13 protein-coding genes are annotated in these 16,289 nt (G+C 61.4%); 9 read left to right on the forward strand and 4 right to left on the reverse strand.

Annotation, left to right across the window (positions count from 1 at the left end; all coding sequences use genetic code 11):
- The first annotated feature begins 157 nt into the window (after positions 1 to 157).
- On the forward strand, positions 158 to 2,620 hold the full coding sequence (locus V8689_RS27700; RefSeq protein WP_397388140.1) for a penicillin-binding protein 1A: 2,463 nt from the start codon (positions 158 to 160) through the stop codon (positions 2,618 to 2,620).
- Positions 2,621 to 2,801: 181 nt separating this feature from the next.
- On the opposite strand, the gene V8689_RS27705 is transcribed toward V8689_RS27700, so the two are convergent.
- The 3 genes from V8689_RS27705 to rpmE form a co-directional block, all read right to left on the reverse strand.
- On the reverse strand, positions 2,802 to 4,070 hold the full coding sequence (locus V8689_RS27705) for a malic enzyme-like NAD(P)-binding protein (RefSeq protein ID WP_003187906.1): 1,269 nt from the start codon (positions 4,068 to 4,070) through the stop codon (positions 2,802 to 2,804).
- A gap of 182 nt (positions 4,071 to 4,252) precedes the next feature.
- The gene (locus V8689_RS27710; RefSeq protein ID WP_056782689.1) at positions 4,253 to 5,059 is read right to left on the reverse strand and encodes a thermonuclease family protein; all 807 of its coding nucleotides are present in this window, start codon (positions 5,057 to 5,059) and stop codon (positions 4,253 to 4,255) included.
- Between the two features lie 14 nt (positions 5,060 to 5,073).
- Positions 5,074 to 5,304 (reverse strand): 50S ribosomal protein L31, encoded by a 231-nt coding sequence (gene rpmE / locus V8689_RS27715; RefSeq protein ID WP_003187904.1) that lies wholly within the window; start codon positions 5,302 to 5,304, stop codon positions 5,074 to 5,076.
- Between the two features lie 423 nt (positions 5,305 to 5,727).
- Between rpmE and V8689_RS27720 the strand changes: the two genes are divergently transcribed.
- Positions 5,728 to 7,947, forward strand: coding sequence for a primosomal protein N' (locus V8689_RS27720; protein WP_056782688.1), 2,220 nt, complete (start codon positions 5,728 to 5,730; stop codon positions 7,945 to 7,947).
- Between the two features lie 54 nt (positions 7,948 to 8,001).
- On the opposite strand, the gene V8689_RS27725 is transcribed toward V8689_RS27720, so the two are convergent.
- On the reverse strand, positions 8,002 to 8,199 hold the full coding sequence (locus tag V8689_RS27725; protein ID WP_125969396.1) for a hypothetical protein: 198 nt from the start codon (positions 8,197 to 8,199) through the stop codon (positions 8,002 to 8,004).
- On the opposite strand from V8689_RS27725, the gene argS reads away from it, so the two are divergent.
- From argS to phaZ, 7 genes are all read left to right on the forward strand, one after another.
- Positions 8,170 to 9,906: an arginine--tRNA ligase gene (argS, locus tag V8689_RS27730; RefSeq protein WP_056782687.1), complete on the forward strand. Its 1,737-nt coding sequence runs from the start codon at positions 8,170 to 8,172 to the stop codon at positions 9,904 to 9,906. The genes V8689_RS27725 and argS overlap by 30 nt on opposite strands.
- Position 9,907: 1 nt before the next feature.
- Positions 9,908 to 10,609 (forward strand): SPOR domain-containing protein, encoded by a 702-nt coding sequence (locus tag V8689_RS27735; protein ID WP_003187899.1) that lies wholly within the window; start codon positions 9,908 to 9,910, stop codon positions 10,607 to 10,609.
- A gap of 226 nt (positions 10,610 to 10,835) precedes the next feature.
- Complete coding sequence (hslV, locus tag V8689_RS27740) at positions 10,836 to 11,366, forward strand: ATP-dependent protease subunit HslV (protein WP_003171209.1); 531 nt, start codon at positions 10,836 to 10,838, stop codon at positions 11,364 to 11,366.
- A 37-nt stretch (positions 11,367 to 11,403) separates the two neighbouring features.
- Positions 11,404 to 12,741 carry an ATP-dependent protease ATPase subunit HslU gene (hslU, locus tag V8689_RS27745; RefSeq protein WP_003187898.1) on the forward strand — a complete coding sequence of 446 codons (1,338 nt, stop codon included), beginning with the start codon at positions 11,404 to 11,406 and terminating at the stop codon, positions 12,739 to 12,741.
- A 160-nt stretch (positions 12,742 to 12,901) separates the two neighbouring features.
- Entirely contained in the window at positions 12,902 to 13,279 is a 378-nt protein-coding gene (locus V8689_RS27750; protein WP_034125568.1) for a gamma-butyrobetaine hydroxylase-like domain-containing protein, read from the forward strand.
- Between the two features lie 249 nt (positions 13,280 to 13,528).
- Complete coding sequence (phaC, locus tag V8689_RS27755) at positions 13,529 to 15,208, forward strand: class II poly(R)-hydroxyalkanoic acid synthase (RefSeq protein ID WP_056782686.1); 1,680 nt, start codon at positions 13,529 to 13,531, stop codon at positions 15,206 to 15,208.
- Between the two features lie 166 nt (positions 15,209 to 15,374).
- Positions 15,375 to 16,220, forward strand: a complete 846-nt coding sequence (gene phaZ, locus V8689_RS27760; RefSeq protein WP_056782685.1) for a poly(3-hydroxyalkanoate) depolymerase — start codon at positions 15,375 to 15,377, stop codon at positions 16,218 to 16,220.
- Positions 16,221 to 16,289 lie beyond the last annotated feature (69 nt).

The raw sequence follows: 16,289 nt of genomic DNA on the forward strand, positions 1-16,289 counted from the left end.
GCTTGTTCAAGGCTCGCGAATGACGCCCCAAGCCGAAAAATGCTTTAATGCCCAGCGTTTTTTCCCGCTTTTTATCTGCTGCCCGGGTCGATCCATCGTTTGCCATGCATGCCCCGACGCGTAACTCTTTCTTTTCTCTGGAAATCCAAAAGCCTTGATTCGTCTGCTGAAGTTTTTCGGGTACTCCATTGTCGCCATCGTCTGCGGGCTGCTGCTCGTGTTCAGCGGGGCCTACCTCTACCTTAGTCCGGGTTTGCCCTCCGTAGAGGCCCTCAGAAGTATCCAGTTGCAGATTCCTTTGCGGGTCTACAGCAGCGATGACAAGTTGATCGCGGAGTTCGGCGAAATGCGCCGCACACCGATCCGTTTTGCCGACATTCCCCCCAATTTCATCAGCGCGTTGCTGTCCGCCGAAGACGATAATTTCGCCAACCACTACGGCGTAGACCCCAGCAGCCTGGTGCGTGCAGCCACGCAGTTGGTAAAAAGCGGACACATTCAATCGGGCGGCAGCACCATCACCATGCAGGTGGCGAAGAACTTCTTCCTTACCAGCGAGCGCAGCTTTTCCCGCAAGGCCACTGAAATCCTCCTGGCGCTGCAGATCGAACGCCAGCTGACCAAGGATGAAATCCTCGAGCTGTACGTCAACAAGATCTACCTGGGCAACCGCGCTTACGGCATCGAGGCCGCGTCCCAGGTCTACTACGGCAAGTCAATTCGTGACGCCAGCCTGGCGCAAATGGCAATGATTGCTGGCCTGCCCAAGGCGCCGTCGCGCTTCAACCCGCTGGCCAACCCGGCGCGCAGTAAAGAACGCCGCGACTGGATCCTGGGGCGCATGTACAAGCTGGGCAAGATCGACCAGGCCGCTTATGAAAGCGCGGTGGCCGAGCCATTGAACGCCAGCTATCACGTGCCAACACCGGAAGTGAATGCACCCTATATCGCCGAAATGGCCCGCGCCGAGATGGTGGGCCGTTATGGCAGCGAGGCCTACACCGAGGGTTTCCGCGTCACCACGACGGTGCCGAGCAACTTGCAGGAAATCGCCAACCATTCGGTACATGAAGGCCTGATCACTTACGACCAGCGTCACGGCTACCGCGGCCCCGAGTCGCGCCTGCCGGGCAAGACCCTGAGTGCCTGGACCACCGAATTGGGCAAACAGCGTTCGATCAGCGGCCTGGACCCGGCCATCGTTACCCAGGTATCGAAAGACGGCATCCAAGTGCTGACCCGCTCGGGCGAAGCCCATGTAGCCTGGGACAGCATGAAGTGGGCGCGTCCGTTCCTGAACACCAACAGCATGGGCCCGATGCCCAAGCAGCCTTCCGACGTGGCCCAGGTGGGCGATTTGATCCGCGTGCAACGCCAGAAGGATGACAGCCTCAAATTCAGCCAGGTGCCGCTCGCCCAGGGCGCGCTGGTGTCCCTGGACCCGCAGAACGGTGCGATCCGCGCGCTGGTCGGCGGTTTTGCCTTCGAGCAGAGCAACTACAACCGCGCTACCCAGGCCAAGCGCCAGCCGGGCTCCAGCTTCAAGCCGTTCGTCTACAGTGCCGCGCTGGACAACGGCTACACCGCCGCCAGCCTGGTCAACGACGCGCCAATCGTGTTTGTCGATGAATACCTGGACAAGGTGTGGCGCCCGAAGAACGACACCAACACTTTCCTTGGCCCGATCCGTATCCGCGAGGCGCTGTACAAGTCGCGCAACCTGGTATCGATTCGCCTGTTGCAGGCGATGGGCGTAGGCAAGACCATCGACTACATGACGCGCTTTGGCTTTGCCAAGTCGGACCTGCCGCCGAACCTGTCCCTGGCCCTGGGTACCGCGACCCTCACGCCGATGGAAATCGCCACCGGCTGGAGCACCTTTGCCAACGGCGGCTACAAGATCGCGCCGTACCTGATCGACAAGATCGAAAGCCGCAATGGCGACACCCTGTTCACTGCCAACCCGCCACGGGTACCCGGCGACGTGGTCAATGGCGTGGCCGCCACCGACGGGCTCGCAGCACCGAGCAACGGCGGTATCACCATCGAGCCGACGCCAGGCACGCCAGCGGCCACGAACGCCGACGCACCCGCTGAACCGCAAGCGCCAGCGGTTGCCGAGCGCATCGTGGATGGCCGTACCACCTATATCCTCAACAGCATCCTGCAAGACGTGATCAAGAAGGGTACCGGCCGCCGTGCACTGGCCCTGGGCCGTGCGGATATCGCCGGCAAGACCGGTACCACCAACGAATCCAAGGACGCCTGGTTCTCCGGCTACAACGGCGACTACGTGACCACCGTGTGGACCGGCTATGACCAGCCGGAAAGCCTGGGCCGCCGCGAATTCGGCGGCACCGTCGCCCTACCGATCTGGATGAGCTACATGGGCGCAGCGCTCAAGGACAAGCCGCTGCACACCCAGCCGGAACCGGAAGGCATCCTTAGCCTGCGCATCGACCCCATCAGTGGCCGCGCAGCTTCGCCGAGCACGCCAAATGCGTACTTCGAGCTGTTCAAGAGCGAAGACACGCCGCCGTCGGTCAACGAACTGGGTAATGGCGCAGTGCCGGGCAGCCCGCTGCCAGCGGATGAAGGCGCACCGATCGACCTGTTCTAACGGGTTTGATCGTTCCCACGCTCCGCGTGGGAATGCATCTTGTGACGCTCTGCGTCACGACCTTAAACGCAGACGCGGAGCGTCCAGGGCGGCATTCCCACGCAGAGCGTGGGAACGATCAGCCACAAAAAAGCCCCGACTCATTCGAGCCGGGGCTTTTTTGTGGGTGCGCTACAACAGCTTAGCCGTTGAACACATCATCCACGCTTTGCAGCGGGTAGTTCTTCGGATACGGCAGGGTGGCCACACCGGTCTCGATAGCGGCCTTGGCCACGGCATCGGAGATCAGGGTGATCAGGCGCTTGTCCATTGGCTTTGGAATGATGTACTCACGGCCGAATTCCAGCTTGGCGCCACCGTAGGCGTCGCACACGTCCTGAGGTACCGGCAGCTTGGCCAGTTCACGCAGGGCGTTGGCAGCGGCCACTTTCATTTCTTCGTTGATGCGCTTGGCGCGAACGTCCAGGGCACCACGGAAGATGAACGGGAAGCCCAATACGTTGTTGACCTGGTTCGGGTAGTCCGAACGGCCGGTGGCCATGATCACGTCGCTGCGAGTGGCGTGGGCCAGCTCAGGAGCGATTTCCGGATCCGGGTTGGAGCAGGCGAACACGATAGGGTTCGGCGCCATGGATTTGAGGCCTTCAGCGCTCAGCAGGTTCGGGCCGGACAGGCCAACGAACACGTCGGCACCGTCGAGGGCGTCAGCCAGGGTGCGCTTGGAGGACGGGTGGGCGAACATCGCCTTGTACTGGTTCAGGTCGGTACGCTCGGACTGGATCACGCCCTTGCTGTCGACCATGTAGATGTTTTCCAGCTTGGCGCCCATGCTGATGATCAGCTTCATGCAGGAAATGGCTGCGGCACCGGCGCCCAGGCAGACGATTTTCGCCTCGCCCAGGGTTTTGCCAGCGATTTCCAGGGCGTTGATCATGCCGGCTGCGGTAACGATCGCGGTGCCGTGCTGGTCATCGTGGAATACCGGAATGTCGCACTGCTCGATCAGAGCCTTTTCGATCTCGAAGCACTCAGGTGCCTTGATGTCTTCCAGGTTGATGCCACCGAATGTGATGGAAATGCGCTTGACGGTGTCGATGAACGCCTGCGGGCTTTCGGAGTCGACTTCGATGTCGAACACGTCGATGCCGGCAAAGCGCTTGAACAGCACGCCCTTACCTTCCATGACTGGCTTGGAAGCCAATGGGCCGAGGTTACCCAGGCCCAGAATCGCGGTGCCATCGGAAATCACTGCAACCAGGTTGCCTTTGCCGGTGTACTTGTACGCCAGCTCGGGGTCACGGGCGATTTCACGTACGGGTTCGGCAACACCAGGGCTGTAAGCCAGCGACAGGTCGCGGGCAGTGGCAGTGGCTTTGGTGAGCTCTACACTCAACTTTCCTGGACGAGGATTGGCATGGTATTCGAGAGCGGCAGTTTTCAAATCAGACATATCGGCATTCCGCTTTTACTGTTGGTCGACGGACCGCCGAGGATACGCGTGTCGTAAAGTCCCTACAAGACTGGGCAGTCACAGGTGTCAAGGGCCCTGGGCTACGACTTTTGGCCAAGAGCCACGGGATACAAGGGCTCAACTGTTCACAATCGAAATAAAAAATGTCTACAATTTTTTATTCAAAGCGTCGATTTCAACATGCCGGGGTCGGTTATTGGCAATAGCCAGCGTGCTTGGCCTTTTTTCAGGCCGCCACGGCGGGAACGATCCTGCACCCAGCCACGCGCCTCCAGGGTACGGCCTTGCAGACCATTGAGCGTGGCCGTATCGAATTGGCTGATCAGCTCGGGCGCAATGCGTAATACCAGTGAACCCTGCAGTTCAATCCAGATTCCGCCGCGATTGCGCTCGATCTTGCTGACCCGACCAGCCACCAGGGCAAACCCGGAGCGCTTGAGATTGGCCACGCTTTGCACCGGCGATTGGCGCCACAGGCCGAGCCGTGCCTGGCGGGCGCTGTTTTCGGCGGCCTGCTGGCAGGCAACCAGGTCCACATTCGGCGCCACGCCCACTTGGTACCCCAGGCCCTCGGCCAGCAGTTGCGCCTCCAGATTCTCGCCATTGGCGCCGTAGAGGTGAGCCAGGGTGCGCCCATAATGGTCTTTGCCTTCGCGCCCCGGCACCAGGCCGACGCGCCCATCACTGGCCTTGACCAGCGCCTGCAGGCGCTGGCGTGCGGCGACGGCGAATGGCTCGTCAGGGCGGCCCTTCTTGCCGGTTTCCGGCGCGTTGAGGCCGATCATGCGTACGCTGCGACCATCCTTGAGCCGCACCGTGTCGCCATCCACCACACGCTGCACCTCGACCCGGGCGATGGCCACCGGGGCGGGGCAGAATACTTGGGCCTGAGCGGTCGCCAGCCAAATCCCAGGCACAAAAAAGGCGCCCACAAGGGACGCCTTTTTCAACAGCGGGTAAAAGCCCATAAGGCTCTTGAACCTTACTCTGCTGGAGTAGCAGGCTTCTTGCCGAAAGCACCAAAGCGATCTGCGAAGCGCTGTACGCGGCCGCCGGTGTCCAGAGTTTTCTGCTTACCGGTGTAGAACGGGTGGCACTCGTTGCATACGTCAGTACCCAGTGGCTTGCACAGGTTCGAACGAGTTTCGAACTTGTTGCCGCAGCTGCAGGTAACTACGATGGTTTCGTACGCTGGATGGATATCGGCTTTCATGGCACTTCCTCAGGCTAGCGTGCCGCCACTCGACACTATTGTCGAATACCGCACGTAATTAGGCCGCGGATTCTACCAGACCTTTTTAATCGCGCAAGCGGCGGTACTGGCCGAGAACTTCCTTTCATCAGATATTCCTGACACACCGCCATCAATGTGGGAGCCAGGCTTGCCCCAATGCCAGTCAGTCAAGGGCTTTTTGTAGGAGCGAGCTTGCTCGCGAAAAACTCACAGGCGCCGCGTTGATTCAGGAAGCACACGTTATCGTTGACGTTTTTCGCGAGCAAGCTCGCTCCTACGGTAGGCGATTGGGGCAAGCCAGCTCCCACAACATCCGGTTCCAGTACTGGAGACGTGACACCCCCGGTCTGCTAGGCTCGCGCCCCTGCGCCACCGCTTGCCTATATAGATGAGACTCCTCGCGTGCCCGACGCCATTTTGCGCCTAGCCCTGCCCTCGCCCCTGCGCCGCCTGTTCGATTACCGGGCCCCGCCCGGCGTGTCGCGTGCGCAGTTGCAACCGGGCATGCGTGTGCGCGTGCCATTCGGGCGCCGGGAAATGATCGGTATTCTGGTGGAAGTCGCCGACCACAGCGAAGTGCCTGCCGAAAAGCTCAAGCCGGCAATTGCCCTGCTCGACGCCACGCCGCCGCTGCCGCCCGCACTGTTCAAGCTGTGCCTGTGGACCGCGCAGTATTACCAACACAGCCTGGGCGATACCTTGAGCTGGGCGCTGCCTGTGCTGCTGCGCCAGGGCGAACTGGCCGAAGCGCGCCAGGAGCGTTTCTGGTCGATGGTGCCAGGCGCGCGCCTTGACGACCCGCGCATCGCCCGCGCCCCGCGCCAGCGTGAGGCACTGGCCACCTTGGCGCAGCATCCCCATGGGGTAGCTCATCAGCTATTAAGCAAGCTGATGCTGAGCAAAGACAGCCTCGACCTGCTGCTGGCCAAGGGCCTGGTGCAGGTAGAAATCCGCAAGCACGCCCCGGACCCGCGCCACGAACACTGGCTGGCCCAACCGGAGTTGCCGCTGAACCCCGAGCAACGCGCCGCGTATGAGGCGATTCGCGCCGGTTTCGACAGTTTTCACGCGTTCCTGTTGGCCGGCGTCACCGGCAGCGGCAAGACCGAAGTCTATTTGCAACTGATCCGCGAGACCCTGCAGGCCGGCAAGCAGGCACTGGTGCTGATTCCGGAGATCAACCTGGGCCCGCAGACCGTGGCGCGTTTCGAGCAACGCTTCAATGCCCGTATCGCTCTGGTGCACTCGGCGGTCAATGACCGTGAACGCCTGGAGTCGTGGCTGGCAGCGCGAGACGGCGAGGCCGACATTATTATCGGCACGCGCTCGGCGCTGTTCACGCCGATGAAAAACCCCGGGCTGATCATCGTCGACGAGGAGCACGACGGCTCCTATAAACAGCAGGAAGGTTTGCGCTACCACGCCCGCGACCTGGCGCTGGTGCGCGCGCGCCAGGAAGACATCCCGATTGTGCTGGGCTCGGCCACGCCCTCCCTGGAAAGCCTGCATAACGCCTACACCGGCCGTTACGGGCTGCTGCGCCTGAACGAGCGCGCCGGTGGCGCCAAACAACCGCGCTTCCTGCGCCTGGACGTGAAAAGCCGCCCACTGGACAGCGGGATTTCCGGCCCGATGCAGCAGGCGATCGGCCAGACCCTCGCCGCCGGCCAGCAAGTATTGGTGTTTCTCAACCGCCGCGGCTTTGCTCCCACGCTGCTGTGCCATGACTGCGGCTGGATGTCCGGCTGCGAGCGCTGCGATGCGCGCATGACCGTGCACCAGCGCCACGGCGAGTTGCGCTGCCATCACTGCGGCCATGTGGAACGGGTACCGCGCCATTGCCCGCAGTGCGGCAAGGTGGACCTGCGGCCCGTGGGCGCCGGCACCGAGCGCGCCGAAGAACGCTTGGGCATTCTGTTCCCGGATTACCCGGTGCTGCGGGTCGACCGCGACAGCACGTCGCGCAAAGACGCCATGAACCAACTGTTCGCCACCATCCACAAGGGCCAGCCCTGCATCCTGGTGGGCACGCAAATGCTTGCCAAAGGGCATCACTTCCCACGGGTGACCCTGGTGTCGATCCTGGATGCCGATGGCGGGCTGTTCTCCGGCGATTTTCGCGCCAGCGAACGCATGGCGCAGTTGATCGTGCAGGTGGCGGGGCGCGCCGGGCGGGCCGAAGAGCCAGGCCGGGTGATTATCCAGACACACCTGGCCGACCACCCGCTGCTGATTCAACTGACGGAACAAGGCTACTTTGCCTTCGCCGAACAGGCCTTGAGCGAACGCCGCGCCGCCGGCCTGCCGCCCTTTGCGCACCTGGCGCTGCTGCGTGCCGAAGCCCACAAACCCGGGCAGGCCGAAGGCTTTCTTGATGAAGCCTGCAGCGCCGCCGAGCGTTTATTGGGCGAACTGGCCCTCCGTGGCATCGAATTACTCGGCCCGGTGCCAGCGCCCATGGAGCGACGCGCCGGGCGTTATCGGGCTCAGCTACTCTTGCAGGCAACCTCCCGCGCGCCGCTGCATCGGCTATTAAGTCGCTGGATGCTTGAGCTGGAGCAACTGCCCAGCGGCCGGCAGGTGCGATGGTCGTTGGATGTAGACCCGGTAGATTTGTATTGATCCACCCACCACTGTAGGAGCGAGCTTGCTCGCGAAAAACTCAAGAACACCGCGTTAAATCAGGAAGCCCGCGTTATCGTTAACGATTTTCGCGAGCAAGCTCGCTCCTACAAAATGCTCCACAGGTCCGGAACGGTTGGCAAGCCCGCCCTCGCCACGGATAATGCCCAGTTTTTCCACCTGCGCATCGCGCGCCGCCGCTTGCGGTCGAAAGAGAACACCATGAAAGACACCATTCGCCAGCTGATCCAACAAGCCCTCACCCAACTCGTCAACGAAGGTGTGTTGCCTGAAGGCCTGTCGCCGGCGATCCAGGTGGAGAACACCCGCGACAAGACCCACGGCGACTTCGCCAGCAACATCGCGATGATGCTGTCTAAGCCTGCCGGCATGAAACCGCGCGACCTGGCCGAAAAAATCATCGCCGCCCTGCCGGCTGACGCCAGTGTCACCAAGGCCGAAATTGCCGGCCCAGGCTTTATCAACTTCTTCCAGAACACCCAGGCCCTGGCGTCACGCCTGGATGCCGCCCTGGCCGATGCCCGCATCGGTGCACGCAAGGCCGGCGACAGCCAGCGCGTGGTCATTGACCTGTCGGCGCCGAACCTGGCCAAGGAAATGCACGTGGGCCACTTGCGCTCCACCATCATTGGCGACGGCGTGGCACGGGTGCTGGAATTTCTCGGCGACACCGTGATCCGCCAGAACCACGTGGGCGACTGGGGTACCCAGTTCGGCATGCTGATGGCCTACCTGCAGGAAAACCCGATCACCAGCAACGAGCTGGCCGACCTGGAAAACTTCTACCGCGCCGCCAAAAAGCGTTTCGACGAGTCTGAAGAGTTCGCCGACCGCGCCCGTGGCCTGGTGGTCAAGCTGCAGGCCGGCGACGAAGAGTGCCTGGCGCTGTGGAACCGCTTCCGTGAAATCTCCCTGTCTCACTGCCAGGAAATCTACGAGCTGCTCAACGTGAAACTGACCATGGCCGACGTGATGGGCGAAAGCGCCTATAACGACGACCTGATCAACGTGGTCAACGACCTCAAGGCCAAGGGCCTGCTGGTCGAGAGCAACGGCGCCCAGTGCGTGTTCCTCGAAGAATTCAAGACCGCCGACGGCGAGCCGCTGCCGGTGATCATCGTCAAGGCCGATGGCGGCTACCTCTACGCCACCACTGACCTTGCCGCCGTGCGCTACCGCAGTGGCGTGCTCAAGGCTGACCGTGCGCTGTACTTCGTCGACCAGCGCCAGGCCCTGCACTTCCAGCAGGTGTTCGAAGTAGCGCGTCGCGCCGGTTTCGTCACCCACCCGATGCACATGGAGCACATGGGCTTTGGCACCATGAACGGCGCCGATGGCCGCCCGTTCAAGACCCGTGACGGCGGCACCGTGAAGCTGATCGACCTGCTGACCGAAGCCCAGGAACGTGCCTACAACCTGGTGAAGGAAAAGAACCCAGAACTGGCCGAGGCCGACCTGCGCAACATCGCCCGCGTGGTGGGCATTGGCGCGGTGAAATACGCCGACCTGTCCAAGCACCGCACCAGCGACTACAGCTTCAACTTCGACCTGATGCTCAACTTCGAAGGCAATACCGCGCCGTACCTGCTGTACGCCTACACCCGCGTGGCCGGGGTATTCCGCAAACTGGGCAAGGACTTCAGCGAAGTCGAAGGCCAGATCGTGCTGGACGCCGCCCATGAACAGGAACTGGCGGCCAAGCTCGCGCAATTTGGCGAAGTGCTCAACAGCGTTGGCGAAAAAGGCACGCCGCACATCCTGTGCACCTATTTGTACGAAGTGGCCGGCCTGTTCTCCAGCTTCTACGAGAACTGCCCGATCCTGACCGCCGACGACGAAGCCCAGAAACAAAGTCGCCTGCGCCTTGCCGCCTTGGCTGGACGCACCCTCAAGCAAGGCCTGGAACTCTTGGGCCTGGAAACTCTGGAGCGTATGTAAGTTGGCCGCCAAGAAAAAACCTGCACCCAAGCGCGGCGCGAGCCGCTACCAGGCCCCGGCGAAGCAACCGATTCCGGGTTGGCTGTGGATGGCCATCGGCCTTACGGTCGGCGCATTTATCGTGTTTCTGATGAAGCTGGAGCCCGGCCAGGGCGATGACGTCAAGCGCGTCAAACAGGAGCAGCAAAAGGCCACGAAAATCGCCGAAGCCAACAAGACCGCGCCGAGCCCGACTGCACCGGTAAAGCCCAAGTACGACTTCTACACGCTGCTGCCAGAATCGGAAGTGATCGTGCCGCCTGACGCCGTGCCGGAAAAAACCCTGCCGACGCCACAAGTGCCGACCACGCCGGTAACCCCAGCGGAAGCGGCGAAAATCGACACCGCCCGCGCCCAGGCCGCGCTGGCCGGCATCACGCCGCCGCCAGCACCGCCCGTGGCAGCCACCAAGGCTGCGCCGGTGACCAAGTTCTTCCTGCAAGCGGGTTCGTTCCCGAAACAGGCGGATGCGGACCGTGTACGCGCACAGATCATTCTGTTGGGCCAGTCGGTATCGGTTGAGTCTGGCACGGTGAAGGACGCAACTTGGTATCGCGTGTTGGTGGGGCCGTTCAGCAACCGCGAACAGCTGACCGTGGCGCAAAAGCAATTGGCCGGCGCAGGTTTTAGCAACCTGTTGTTACAACAACGCCAGAGCCGCTGACGCATACCCACTGATCGTTCCCACGCTCCGCGTGGGAACGTGCCCCTTGACGCTTTGCGTCACAGAGCAGGCGCAGAGCGCCCAAGGCGGCATTACCACGCGGAGCGTGGGAACGATCATAAACACCACTCGTCCGCCCTGTCTTCCTACGGTTGAAATCCCCCTCGCCACCCCCATATGAGTTTCCATCAGGGCATTTTCGCCCCGCTGCGTGGAGACTCTCCCCTTGACCACCATCGTTTCAGTACGTCGCCACGGCAAAGTTGTCATGGGCGGCGACGGCCAGGTTTCCCTGGGCAACACCGTGATGAAAGGCAACGCCAAGAAAGTGCGACGCCTGTACCACGGCCAGGTGCTTGCCGGCTTCGCAGGCGCAACCGCCGACGCCTTTACCCTGTTCGAGCGTTTCGAAGGCCAGCTTGAGAAACACCAGGGCCACCTGGTGCGTGCCGCTGTGGAACTCGCCAAAGAATGGCGCACCGACCGCTCCCTCAGCCGCCTGGAGGCCATGCTCGCGGTTGCGAACAAAGACGCTTCCCTGATCATCACCGGCAACGGCGACGTGGTTGAACCCGAGCATGGCCTGATCGCCATGGGTTCCGGCGGCGGCTACGCCCAGGCTGCGGCCAGCGCGCTGTTGAAGAAAACCGACCTGTCGGCCCGTGAAATCGTCGAGACCGCCCTGGGTATCGCTGGCGATATCTGCGTGTTCACCAACCACAACCAGACCATTGAGGAGCAGGACCTCGCCGAATAAGCCCTGGGCTTATTCAGGCTTGAGGCCGCCAAACACTATGTCCATGACTCCCCGCGAAATCGTCCATGAACTCAACCGCCATATCATCGGCCAGGACGATGCCAAGCGCGCCGTTGCCATTGCGCTGCGTAACCGCTGGCGCCGGATGCAACTGCCGGAAGAACTGCGCGTTGAAGTAACGCCCAAGAACATCCTGATGATCGGCCCTACAGGCGTGGGTAAAACCGAGATCGCCCGGCGCCTGGCCAAACTGGCCAATGCACCATTCATCAAGGTCGAAGCGACCAAGTTCACCGAAGTCGGCTATGTGGGCCGTGATGTCGAGTCGATCATTCGTGACCTGGCTGACGCCGCCCTGAAGATGCTGCGCGAACAGGAAGTGACCAAAGTCAGCCACCGCGCCGAAGACGCCGCTGAAGAGCGCATCCTCGACGCCCTGCTGCCACCGGCACGCATGGGCTTCAATGAAGACGCCGCACCCGCGACCGATTCCAACACCCGCCAGCTGTTCCGCAAGCGCCTGCGCGAAGGCCAGCTGGATGACAAGGAAATCGAGATTGAAGTGGCTGAAGTGTCCGGCGTGGACATTTCTGCGCCGCCTGGCATGGAAGAAATGACCAGCCAGTTGCAGAACCTGTTCGCCAACATGGGCAAGGGCAAGAAGAAAAGCCGCAAGCTCAAAGTGAAAGAAGCGCTCAAGCTGGTGCGCGACGAAGAAGCCGGGCGCCTGGTCAATGAGGAAGAACTCAAGGCCAAGGCCCTGGAAGCGGTCGAGCAGCATGGCATCGTGTTTATCGATGAGATCGACAAAGTGGCCAAGCGCGGCAACTCCGGCGGCGTGGATGTGTCCCGCGAAGGCGTGCAGCGCGATTTGCTGCCGCTGATCGAGGGCTGCACGGTCAACACCAAGCTGGGCATGGTCAAGACTGACCACATCCTGTTTATCGCCTCCGGTGCCTTCCACCTGAGCAAGCCAAGCGACCTGGTGCCCGAGCTGCAAGGCCGTTTGCCGATTCGGGTGGAGCTCAAGGCGCTGACGCCGGGCGACTTCGAGCGCATCCTCAGCGAGCCGCATGCCTCGCTCACCGAGCAGTACCGCGAGCTGTTGAAAACCGAAGGGCTGGGTATCGAATTCCAGGCAGACGGTATCAAGCGCCTGGCGGAGATCGCCTGGCAGGTCAACGAGAAGACCGAGAACATCGGTGCCCGTCGCCTGCATACCTTGCTTGAGCGCCTGCTGGAGGAAGTGTCTTTCAGCGCCGGCGACATGGCCGGTGCGCAGAATGGCGAAGCGATCAAGATCGATGCTGATTACGTCAACAGCCACCTGGGCGAATTGGCGCAGAACGAAGACTTGTCTCGTTATATCCTGTAAGCCTCACTCGATGTGAGAGTGGCTTGTGTGGGAGCTGGCTTGCCTGCGATAGCATCACCTCAGTGTTCCTGAAACACCGAGGTGATGCTATCGCGGGCAAGCCCGGCTCCCACATTGGTCCCTCTCACATTTTGAGCCGGTTCCTACAGGGTTATCTCCAATGTCGAAATTTCCTACCGCAGTAAACCTGCATAAAACCTCCAACACCCTCGGCCTGACCTACGGGCCGGACGAAACCTACCAGTTGCCCGCCGAATTCCTGCGGGTGCACTCGCCTTCCGCCGAGGTCCAGGGCCACGGCAAACCCATCCTGCAATTCGGCAAGCTCAACGTCCGGTTGATCAAGCTGGAACCCGCCGGCCAGTACGCACTGAAATTGACCTTCGACGATGGTCATGACAGCGGACTGTTCACCTGGGACTACCTCTACCAACTGGCCGTACGTCAGGACGCTTTGTGGGCCGACTACCTGGCTGAGCTCAAAGCCGCTGGAAAAACCCGCGATCCGAGTGAGTCGGTCGTGCGGCTGATGCTCTAGCCCAAGGGTCTTGCTGTTTAGAGCGCATTTTCTAATTTCATCTGCTTGAATGCCCTGTCGCGTGGCCAACGATTGGCCCGCTTGCGAAAAAAAATAAACTCGGGTAACCAATGGAGCTGGCAAGTTCCCTGCATTTGACGATGCGGTATCAACGGTCACCCGAGTCGCAGTACCAGGCTGGTGTCGTGTATCGAAATTGGGTGCGCAGCAATCGCCGGTACTCGTCTTTCGGACAATGGAGCGTCGTAGATGAGTAACAAGAATAACGATGACTTGAAACGCCAGGCCTCGGAAAACACCCTGGGGTTGAACCCGATCATCGCGTTACGCAAAAAGGACTTATTGGCCTCGGCCAAGATGGTGCTGACCCAAGCCATCAAGCAACCGTTGCACAGCGTCAAGCACGTCGCCCACTTTGGCGTTGAATTGAAGAATGTGATGTTCGGCAAATCCGCCCTGGTGCCCGAGGGCGACGACCGTCGCTTCAACGACCCGGCCTGGAGCCAGAACCCGCTCTACAAACGTTATTTGCAGACTTACCTGGCGTGGCGCAAGGAACTTCACGACTGGATCGACGACAGCAACCTGTCGGCACAAGACATCAGCCGGGGCCACTTCGTGATCAACCTGATGACCGAAGCCATGGCCCCCACCAACAGCGCGGCCAACCCGGCGGCGGTCAAACGCTTCTTTGAAACCGGCGGCAAAAGCCTGCTCGACGGCCTGTCCCACCTGGCCAAAGACATGGTGCATAACGGCGGTATGCCCAGCCAGGTCAACATGGGCGCCTTTGAAGTCGGCAAGACCCTGGGCACCAGCGAAGGCGCGGTGGTGTTTCGCAACGATGTACTGGAGCTGATCCAGTACAAGCCCATCACCGAACAGGTACACGAACGCCCGCTGCTGGTGGTGCCGCCGCAGATCAACAAATTCTACGTCTTCGACCTGTGCCCGGATAAAAGCCTGGCGCGCTTCTGCCTGCGCAATGGCCAGCAGACCTTTATCGTCAGTTGGCGCAACCCCACCAAGGCCCAGCGCGAATGGGGGCTGTCCACCTATATCGAGGCGCTGAAGGAAGCGGTGGATGTGGTCACGGCGATTACCGGCAGCAAAGACGTGAATATGCTCGGCGCCTGCTCCGGCGGCATCACCTGCACGGCGCTGTTGGGCCACTACGCGGCGCTGGGGCAGAAGAAGGTCAACGCCCTGACCCTGCTGGTGAGCGTGCTGGATACCACCCTGGACACCCAGGTGGCGCTGTTTGTGGATGAGCAGACCCTGGAGGCGGCCAAGCGCCATTCCTACCAGGCCGGCGTGCTGGAAGGCCGCGACATGGCCAAGGTCTTTGCCTGGATGCGCCCCAACGACCTGATCTGGAACTATTGGGTCAACAACTACCTGCTGGGCAACGAGCCGCCAGTGTTCGACATCCTGTTCTGGAACAACGACACCACACGCTTGCCGGCGGCGTTCCATGGCGACCTGATCGAACTGTTCAAGAACAACCCACTGGTACGCCCCAACGCCCTCGAAGTGTGCGGCACGCCTATCGACCTCAAGCAGGTCACCGCCGATATCTATTCCCTGGCCGGCACCAACGACCACATCACGCCGTGGCAGTCCTGCTACAAGTCAGCACAGTTGTTCGGCGGCAAGGTCGAGTTCGTGCTGTCCAGCAGCGGGCATATCCAGAGCATCCTCAACCCGCCGGGCAACCCCAAGGCGCGCTACCAGACCAGCGAAGGCCTGGCCGGCAGTGCGCTGGAGTGGCAGGAGAATGCGACCAAGCACACTGACTCGTGGTGGCTGCATTGGCAGGTGTGGCAGGCGGAGCGGGCGGGAAAACTGAAAAAAGCCCCGACGATATTAGGCAATAAAACCTATGCCGCCGCCGAAGCGGCACCGGGTACCTATGTACATGAACGCTAGGCACTTTTTGTAATTGAAATGAGATCAAATGTGGGAGCTGGCTTGCCTGCGATAGCGATGGGCCTGCTAACTAATCGCTGACTGACAGAATGCAATCGCAGGCAAGCCAGCTCCCACACTGACCGAGTTCCTACAGACGAATAGCACCATTTCACAGGGCTTGAGCATGCCGCAACCGTTCATCTTCCGTACCATCGACCTGGATGGCCAAACCATCCGCACGGCGGTGCGTCCGGGCAAGCCGCACTTGACGCCCCTGCTGATCTTCAACGGCATCGGCGCCAACCTTGAGCTGGTGTTTCCGTTCGTCCAGGCCCTGGACCCGGACCTGGAAGTGATCGCCTTCGACGTGCCCGGCGTGGGCGGCTCTTCGACGCCGAACCGGCCCTACCGCTTCCCCGGCCTGGCCAAGCTCACCGCGCGCATGCTCGATTACCTGGACTACGGCCAAGTGAACGCAGTGGGCGTGTCCTGGGGCGGAGCGCTGGCCCAGCAGTTCGCCTATGACTACCCCGAGCGCTGCAAGAAATTGATCCTGGCAGCCACCGCGGCCGGTGCCTTCATGGTGCCGGGCAAACCGAAAGTCTTGTGGCTGATGGCAAGCCCCAGGCGTTATATCCAGCCGTCCCACGTGGTGCGCATTGCACCGATGATTTATGGCGGTTCGTTCCGCCGAGATTCCAAACTGGCCGCCGAGCACGCCAGCAAGGTGCGCTCGGCCGGCAAGCTGGGCTACTACTGGCAGCTGTTCGCCGGGCTGGGCTGGACCAGCATTCATTGGCTGCACAAGATACGCCAGCCCACCCTGGTGCTGGCCGGCGACGATGACCCGCTGATCCCGCTGGTCAACATGCGCATGCTCGCCTGGCGCATCCCCAATGCACAGTTGCACATCATCGATGACGGCCACCTGTTCCTGATCACCCGGGCCGAAGCCGTGGCGCCGATCATCATGAAGTTTCTGGAGGAGGAGCGCCTGCGCGCCGTGATACATCCGCGACCGACGGTGTGAAGGAACACACCACCGCGCAACTTGCCAGGAACCGACTATGGTTCTGGATTGGCGTGCCTGCTTGATGTC

This window comes from Pseudomonas sp. AK181, from assembly GCF_051122975.1.
GTDB classification, from domain to species: Bacteria; Pseudomonadota; Gammaproteobacteria; order Pseudomonadales; family Pseudomonadaceae; genus Aquipseudomonas; species Aquipseudomonas lactis.

Excerpts from the sequence above, each read along its gene's own strand:
- rpmE (WP_003187904.1), bottom strand. The coding sequence starts at position 5,304 with ATGAAAGCCGATATCCATCCAGCGTACGAAACCATCGTAGTTACCTGC.
- phaZ (WP_056782685.1), top strand. The coding sequence starts at position 15,375 with ATGCCGCAACCGTTCATCTTCCGTACCATCGACCTGGATGGCCAAACC.
- phaC (WP_056782686.1), top strand. The coding sequence starts at position 13,529 with ATGAGTAACAAGAATAACGATGACTTGAAACGCCAGGCCTCGGAAAAC.
- argS (WP_056782687.1), top strand. The coding sequence starts at position 8,170 with ATGAAAGACACCATTCGCCAGCTGATCCAACAAGCCCTCACCCAACTC.
- V8689_RS27750 (WP_034125568.1), top strand. The coding sequence starts at position 12,902 with ATGTCGAAATTTCCTACCGCAGTAAACCTGCATAAAACCTCCAACACC.
- V8689_RS27710 (WP_056782689.1), bottom strand. The coding sequence starts at position 5,059 with ATGGGCTTTTACCCGCTGTTGAAAAAGGCGTCCCTTGTGGGCGCCTTT.
- V8689_RS27705 (WP_003187906.1), bottom strand. The coding sequence starts at position 4,070 with ATGTCTGATTTGAAAACTGCCGCTCTCGAATACCATGCCAATCCTCGT.
- hslU (WP_003187898.1), top strand. The coding sequence starts at position 11,404 with ATGTCCATGACTCCCCGCGAAATCGTCCATGAACTCAACCGCCATATC.